This window comes from uncultured Rhodoblastus sp., assembly GCF_903903185.1.
In the GTDB taxonomy this organism is placed as follows: Bacteria; Pseudomonadota; Alphaproteobacteria; order Rhizobiales; family Beijerinckiaceae; genus Rhodoblastus.
The window spans coordinates 1-7,005 of sequence record NZ_CAIUXT010000132.1 but is presented as its reverse complement, the minus strand read 5'-3'; the positions used below and the strand labels follow the sequence as shown (position 1 = coordinate 7,005).

Genomic DNA, 7,005 nt, shown 5'->3' with positions numbered 1-7,005 from the left:
GCTCCCGTTGTCGTTGCGATTGTCTTGATGAGTATCATTAGGACTATCATTCTTCACGGCGACACCCGACGCATCCATGGCCTGCCCGGGATGCTAGCGAACGCTCAGAGAATTGGTAGATGGGATCGCCGTGCCGCTAACGCTGAAACCGCGCCGGCTTCTCAGCGTATAGCTCCGGAGGACAAAGCACCGCGCACTTTTCCACCGGAGATCAAATGAACGATTTTCCTCGCAAAGCCGGGTTGATATTCGTCATCGCCTTGTTCCTGGCGAGCGGTGCCGGCCATTTTGCCCTGGCGACGTTTTTCATGAGGATCATGCCGCCCTATCTGCCTTTGCATCGCGAGGCGGTCTATGTCAGCGGCGTCTTCGAAATTTTGTGCGCTTTGGCCCTGTTGTTTCCGGCCACGCGGAAACCGGCGGGCATAGGGCTGTTCGTCCTGACCGTGCTGGTTACTCCGGCCAACATCCATATGTGGCTGCATCCCGAACTGTTCACGGGGCTGTCGCCGACCTTGCTGTTCTGGCGCCTGCCCGCGCAGGCGGCATTGCTGGCGATCATCTGGTTCTCGGCGATAAAATCCGAACCCGAACCCGAAAAGATATGACCGGCCGCCTCTGTTTTTCTCCGGCGTTTGCCCAAACGAAAACCCCGCTCACCATTGATGAGCGGGGTTTTTTTGATGGTTGCGGGGACCCGCAACCATCTCAAATTGCTGCTCGAAGCCGAAGGATGATCGGCAACGCTCGGCCCGCTGCGTCTGATAAGCAATCAATAGGACCATGACGGCCCGAACGGCGGGGAGAAACGTCGCTGGCGCGGGAGGAGCACCAGCCATACTTTTTCAACCCATTGCAATATTTGGATCCAGTCGCTGGCTGAGAAATCCGGCCAACTGATTGTTCACCGGATTGTCTGCATGCATGTCCTCAGCACACGACTTGTGTTCATAAAAAGTTCGCCTACTAATATATATATATCTAGGTGGACATGCATTCGCGGTCCGCCCACAAGAAGTCGCCGTTCTGGGTGAGGACTTCTTTGGTTTCCCGCAGCCGCGCAAACTTCTCGGCCAATCCCCCCGTTCAGCGGCCTCTTTCGCCGCTTCGACCTCCGACGCGCGGGCCGCTTTGACTTCCGCCAGGGTCTGGTGGAGGACCTGCTCCAGATCGGCTTCATAGGCAGCCCCGATGTTTTTTACGGTGCGGGCGATGCTAAAGACGACGACGGCTCCGATGAACAGAAAAGCGAGAATAGTCATGGCTGCACCAGAGTTTGACGGTTCAGGACAAACGGCCAAGTCCACTGAAGAACGCGAATAGGTCGGGCCGCAACTGAACGCGGTTCAAAGAATGGTCCATGCTGAAAAGCGTGGGCCGCTTTTTGCGACTGACTCGCATCAATCCTATATGGAAGATGTTGAAGGGCCGATGGCCCGAATTTCAGCGCCGTGCTGCGCCCATGCTGTTTTATTGTTTTCGGCACGAACGGTGCTGGCAGAAAAGCCCCTAATAATCAATGGTGGGCGATAAAGGGATCGAGCCTTTGACCCCACCCTTGTGAAGGCTGTGGTCAAAGGGGATTTCGCTGAAAAAACAACGGAAATAGGCGTCATTTTGGCAGAAACGGACTTGGAACAAAAAGGAACAGACGGAGATTTTCAGTTGAATTGCTGTTGAAAGTATTGGCGAACGAGGCCGCAATCGGTTGCGGAGAAAACACTTCGAACATCAGCGTCGCCGGCCAAAAACTATTCGCCGAACGCTCCGCCGTGATCGAGGCCGCGCCAGCCGGGTAAGGCAGACGAAAAAATTGGCGATTTATATTCTGGACCCCGCGGCTCCGGTCGTCTTTTCAACTGGCGCTAAGGCCCGGAACCGAAATCACCCGATCGAGCCGATCACGCGACTACCGCTGCCGCCTCGGCATCTTCCTCGAAGACTACCGAAGCCTGCGCGAGGCTCAGGTTTTCTTCCGCAGCGACGTGGCGCGCATCGCCGACCGCCTTGATCCCGAGGCCGAGCACGGCGAAAACCGCGAGCCCCAGAATCGCGAGGTCCAGACCGGAGAGCCCGCTCACCAGAGGCTCGCGGACGTGGCACAGTGCGGCGACGAAGGCCCAGGCGATCATCAGGATGCGGAACTCGGTCGCGCCGACGCCGATATAGGACATCTGGTGGATGTGGTGGGCGGCGGCCCGGATGTAGGTATAGGCCGAGAACAAAAGATAGCAGAGCAGGACCGTCAGTGCCGAGACTAGCGACAAAAAAGGCGATAGCCCGAAGGCGACGATCAGCAATATCTGCGAGAACAGGTCGCATGTGTGATCGACGAGAAAGCCGAAGCGCGGACGCTCCTCCTTGCGATAGCGCGCGAGGGATCCGTCGAGCGAATCGCCAAACCAGTTGATGAAAATGCCAAGGGCGACCATCGGAAGCCACAACAAGGTCCAATTGCAGCCAACCAGGGCGACAGCCGCAGCAAAAGAGCCAAACATGCCAAAGGCGGTGAGATGAAGCGAGGTGGTCTGCGGCGGAATCCTTGGCAGCAGCCAACGGATGAGATCCTGCTCGGACTCTGCGAGAACGCTGCGGTTTTGACGATGGGGATTGCCGCGCTGAACCACAATCATCTCCTAAAAAATGTCAAAACAATTTAATTTGATTAGCCGACCCTGACACGAAAAGTCAACAGCGCACGCTTCGTCGTACTCAAAAAATTTGATACTGTGCCTTCGAAGACACTCTATGCCCTACTGGAGCAAATGCTTCGAATCATCAAGTGTCGCTTCGACCGAGGCGGAGCGTTCATCCCGCTCTATGACATCCTGTTGACAGCAGCGCCGCAGACCTGCCCATGGCGTCTTCCTCCGCCGCCGACGATCGATCCTTGACAAAACTCATCGCGCTGACTGATCTGGGCTGGGAATGTCGCGGAGGCAGCGTCCCCGGAAAGCACGCCGCAGATCATGTCCCCCCCCCTTGTCTACGATCTGTCCCGGCTGGTCACCCGTGTCCTGCACGCCACGCCAAATGGAATCGATCGGGTCGATCTTCTGCTGGCGCGCCATTTTCTCCTGCATGGCGAGTTCAAGACCCAGGCGCTCGGCCTCGGCTTTACCGGGCCACGCCTGATGCCCGACAGGATTTCGCGTGGCGCCGCCGACCGCGTCGCCGCCGCCTGGCGCGAACAGGCGGTCGAATCGCCGGGACCGCAAGGATCACGAAGCTACGAAGCCCTAGTGGCGCGCCTTCGCGGCGAAAGCCCGCCGCACGGCGGAGCCTCGCGTCTGGTCGTCCCCAGACCCCGACGCGCGCTCAACATCGCCCACGCGCTGTTCCGCCACCTGGTGCCTAGCGGAAGAACGCCACTCCATTCCGCGCCGCGCGGCGCGATTTATTTCAACGCCACGCATTTTCCACTCGAATGGAAGCGCCACGTCGCCTGGCTCGATGAGCGTCGCGATGTGAGGCCCGTGTTCTGGATTCACGATCTTTTGCCCCTCGACCGTCCCGACTGGTTCTGGGGACGGGAGCCGGTTCTGCATCGGATGCGAATCGAACTGCTGGCGCGGCGCGGCGCAGCCGCCGTCGTCGCCGGCGCAAGCGTCGAGTCGCGCCTGCACGACCATCTGGCGCGGCTGGGACGGTCCGACCTCCCTGTTTTCCGCCTGCCGCCGCCGACCGACACACTGTTCGGCAAGCCCGCGCAATTCGACGCGCGACTGGCGGAGCTTCCCTATTTCATCGTCTGCGGCACGATCGAGCCGCGCAAAAATCATATGCTGCTGTTGCGGGTCTGGCGCGACCTCATCGACCGATATGGAAACGACGCGCCGAAGCTGGTGGTCGTCGGCAAGCGTGGCTGGAACTGCGTCGAAATCGTCGCCGCCTTGGAAGATGAAGCCCTGCGCGGACATGTACTCGAGGTTGCGGGCCTGTCTACCCCGGATTATAAAATTCTTCTCGACCATAGTCGCGCGTTGCTGGCGCCCTCTTTCGCCGAAGGATTCGGCTTCCCCGTCGCCGAGGCGCTCGCGTCGGGCATCCCGGTGGTCGCCTCGGACATCGCGCCCTTTCGCGAACAGGGAGGCGAGGGCGCCGTCCATCTCGATCCCCTGTCGCCGTCGGCCTGGCTCCGGGCGATCGCCGATCTGGCCTTTGCTGCGCCGAAAACGCCAGCCGAACGCCGCGCGCCAATTGCGGTCGAACCAGCCATTGAGAAGGGACGCCTCCGTAAACTTGACGAATTTCTGAGGCGTCTCGCACCCTGAAGACGTTCAATCCGAAGACGAGCGATGCAATGCGCCCGCAAAAGCGTTCAACTAAGCGAAAGCGGCCCAATTTTAACCATAATACTGGCGAACCGGCTCAAATCACCGATAATGATCTATGTTAACAGGCTATTGTGCCCATTGCGCCACGATGGCGCCCAAAATGCCCTGCTGGCTGATTTGACCGCATTTGGCGGTTGACCTGGGACCGACGCCGCTGCACCTATGCGGCCAATGCTGGAATTAGAGGACTGAATGCGGCTGCGCCCCCAGATTGCTTCGCTCGCTTTCCTCGGCCTGACGTTGGCCACCGGGGGATGTGCGAATCTGCCATCGGCGGGGCCGAACACGAGTCAGGTCCTCGGCGAACGGGTCGTCGATCAGGTCGAAATCCCGCGCTACCTCACCGTCGAACTCAACGAGCGCGCCGTGTCGATCCTCGACAGCAGCCCGAGGGCCTCGCTTTACGGCCGGTTCGGCGCAAGAGGCGGCGAGCCGCCTGCAAGTGCGATCGGCGTAGGCGACGCCGTTCAGGTCACGGTCTGGGAAGCGGCGTCAGGCGGATTGTTTTCCTCGGCGGCGATAGGCGGTGTATCGACGGGATCGCATTCGGCGAGCATTCCCGAACAGGTCGTCGGCCGTGACGGCGCGATCACAGTGCCCTACGCCGGGCGCATTCACGTCGCCGGCATGACCCCGTCGCAGGTGGAACGCGCCATTGTCACCCATCTGACCGGCAAGGCCATCGAGCCGCAGGCGCTCGTCACCGTGCCGCATAATGTCAGCAATACCGTCACCGTCACCGGCGCAGTGACCGGCGGAGCGCGGGTGCCGCTGACTGGCCGGGGAGACCGCATACTCGACATCATCGCCACGGCGGGCGGGGTCAAGGCGCCTGTCCATGAAGTGTTCATCGCCCTTTCGCGCGGCGACGCGACGGCGCGCGTGCCGATGCAGGCGCTGCTGACCAATCCGCGCGAAAACATTTTCGCCCGCCCGAACGACGTCATCACCGTCGAACAACAACCGCAGACTTTTACGGTTTTCGGCGCCGCCGGACGCAATGCTCTTGTACCCTTCGACGCCGTCGGCCTCACCGTGGAGGAGGCCGTCGCCAAATCCGGCGGCATTCTCGACAATCTCGCCGATCCGCAGGGCGTCTTCTTGATGCGCTCCGAACCCGTCTCTTTGGCGCGGCAGCTCGACCCGACCTTCCCGATCGAACCGGGCGCCCGCACGGTCAACGTCGTCTACCGGATCAACCTGAAGGACACCAACACCTATTTCGTGGCGCGCCATATGCCGCTCCACAACAAGGACATGATCTATGTCGCGGCCTCGCCGTCCAACGAATTCTACAAGGCGATGCAGCTGTTCACCACGGCGGCCCAGCCGGCGCTGATGGGATTTACCGTTTCCAAGATTTGACCCTGTCGCGTTCCGCCCGACCCTTGATATGTTGACGTGAAGACGCGATTGGAGGAACGGGATTCGTGTCGGCGGCGACGATTTTTCGGAAATCACCCGGCCGTTGGATTTCGAGCGCCGGACGTAGAGCGACTGCGCGTCCGCTGGCCACTATCGCCTTGCTTCATTGTGTTCTGTCATCCGGCGCGAAGGCCGGAGACGATCGCTGGAACTGGAGCTATTGCCCGCCGCCCTACCCGCCCGCCTGCGTCGAGGTTTACGCCAAATCAACCAACAAGACCGCCGAAAAGGCTTCGGCCATCCCTCCCAGGGATCGCCTGGCCTGCGAACAGGCGGTCGAGCATTACGTTGCTTCCGTCTTCGCTTATCGTGTCTGCCTCTCCGGGGAAACCGAACGCGCGGTGCGCGAGGCCAACCGCGTCCTGCAGATCTTGAAATGCCCCATCGACAAACGCTACTGCTACGATTTGCCGCAGACCGAACCTGCTCCGGCGAAAAAGCGAAGTGGACGATAGGATTTGTCCGTTTCTTCACGGCGAGAGTCCCCTCCCTCGACCCGACGATCGCGCTTCATAGCGTCCGCCGCGACGAATCCAGCGCTTCCGTCCTTGACGCACTGCAACATGAATGGTTAGGTTTGAGCATTGTTAAATTCCTTCAGGATCACCCATGTCCATTAGCAATCCGCATCGGCAAAATCGCAGCTTTCTCGCCGAGGCCGAACAGCGGCTAGAGCGGTTTCCGAGCTGGCTGAATCGACAGGGATTCCCAAATCGTCGCATTTGTGATTCATGATTCTCGCCGTACGAAGGAGGCGGCGGGAATGGCGCTTTCCGAGGATCTACGCCAACGCGTCGTGGATGGGGTCGTTTCAGGCGGCTTGTCGCGCAATGAAGCAGCCCGACGCTTCGAAATCAGCATCGCCAGCGCGGTGCGCTGGGTCAAACTCTACCTGACAACGGGCGAGATTTCGCCTCAGCCTGCGGGCGGAGACCGGCGCTCCGGGCGGATCGAGGCGCATCGCGCCTACCTTCTGGGCTTGATCCGGCGCACGCCAGACATCACGCTCCTGGAGATCCAGCAGAGTCTCATCGCCAACTGCGGCGAGCATTTTTCGGTCTCCGTTCTTTGGCGCTTCTTCGATCGGCATGGGATCACATTTAAAAAAAAACGGCGCACGCCGCGGAGCAGCAGCGTTCGGACGTGTTGAAGCAGCGTCGGGAATGGTTTGACGGCCAGCCCGGTCTCAATCCAGGGAAACTGGTTTTCATCGACGAAACCGCAGCCTCCACCAATATGGCGC

Annotated in this window: 7 protein-coding genes; 5 read left to right on the top strand and 2 right to left on the bottom strand. The window is 60.2% G+C overall.

The features are described from left to right. Positions 1-215: 215 nt before the first annotated feature. On the top strand, positions 216-608 hold the full coding sequence (locus tag QZY01_RS11995; protein ID WP_294537467.1) for a hypothetical protein: 393 nt from the start codon (positions 216-218) through the stop codon (positions 606-608). A gap of 237 nt (positions 609-845) precedes the next feature. Here the strand turns inward: QZY01_RS11995 and QZY01_RS11990 are convergent, their stop codons facing one another. Beyond that, entirely contained in the window at positions 846-1,262 is a 417-nt protein-coding gene (locus QZY01_RS11990) for a hypothetical protein (RefSeq protein ID WP_294537465.1), read from the bottom strand. A 639-nt stretch (positions 1,263-1,901) separates the two neighbouring features. Then, positions 1,902-2,627 carry a CDP-alcohol phosphatidyltransferase family protein gene (locus QZY01_RS11985; RefSeq protein ID WP_294537464.1) on the bottom strand — a complete coding sequence of 242 codons (726 nt, stop codon included), beginning with the start codon at positions 2,625-2,627 and terminating at the stop codon, positions 1,902-1,904. Between the two features lie 342 nt (positions 2,628-2,969). Here QZY01_RS11985 and QZY01_RS11980 point away from each other — a divergent pair, with 342 nt between their 5' ends. From QZY01_RS11980 to QZY01_RS11965, 4 genes are all read left to right on the top strand, one after another. Beyond that, positions 2,970-4,274, top strand: a complete 1,305-nt coding sequence (locus tag QZY01_RS11980; protein WP_294537462.1) for a glycosyltransferase — start codon at positions 2,970-2,972, stop codon at positions 4,272-4,274. Positions 4,275-4,529: 255 nt separating this feature from the next. Beyond that, positions 4,530-5,702, top strand: coding sequence for a polysaccharide biosynthesis/export family protein (locus QZY01_RS11975; RefSeq protein WP_294537460.1), 1,173 nt, complete (start codon positions 4,530-4,532; stop codon positions 5,700-5,702). A 158-nt stretch (positions 5,703-5,860) separates the two neighbouring features. Continuing rightward, positions 5,861-6,217 carry a hypothetical protein gene (locus QZY01_RS11970; protein WP_294537458.1) on the top strand — a complete coding sequence of 119 codons (357 nt, stop codon included), beginning with the start codon at positions 5,861-5,863 and terminating at the stop codon, positions 6,215-6,217. A 308-nt stretch (positions 6,218-6,525) separates the two neighbouring features. Further along, entirely contained in the window at positions 6,526-6,912 is a 387-nt protein-coding gene (locus tag QZY01_RS11965; protein ID WP_294537457.1) for a hypothetical protein, read from the top strand. Positions 6,913-7,005: the final 93 nt, after the last annotated feature.

Coding starts and splice junctions, on each gene's coding strand:
- QZY01_RS11995 (WP_294537467.1), top strand. CDS start 216: ATGAACGATTTTCCTCGCAAAGCCGGGTTGATATTCGTCATCGCCTTG.
- QZY01_RS11990 (WP_294537465.1), bottom strand. CDS start 1,262: ATGACTATTCTCGCTTTTCTGTTCATCGGAGCCGTCGTCGTCTTTAGC.
- QZY01_RS11980 (WP_294537462.1), top strand. CDS start 2,970: ATGTCCCCCCCCCTTGTCTACGATCTGTCCCGGCTGGTCACCCGTGTC.
- QZY01_RS11975 (WP_294537460.1), top strand. CDS start 4,530: ATGCGGCTGCGCCCCCAGATTGCTTCGCTCGCTTTCCTCGGCCTGACG.
- QZY01_RS11965 (WP_294537457.1), top strand. CDS start 6,526: ATGGCGCTTTCCGAGGATCTACGCCAACGCGTCGTGGATGGGGTCGTT.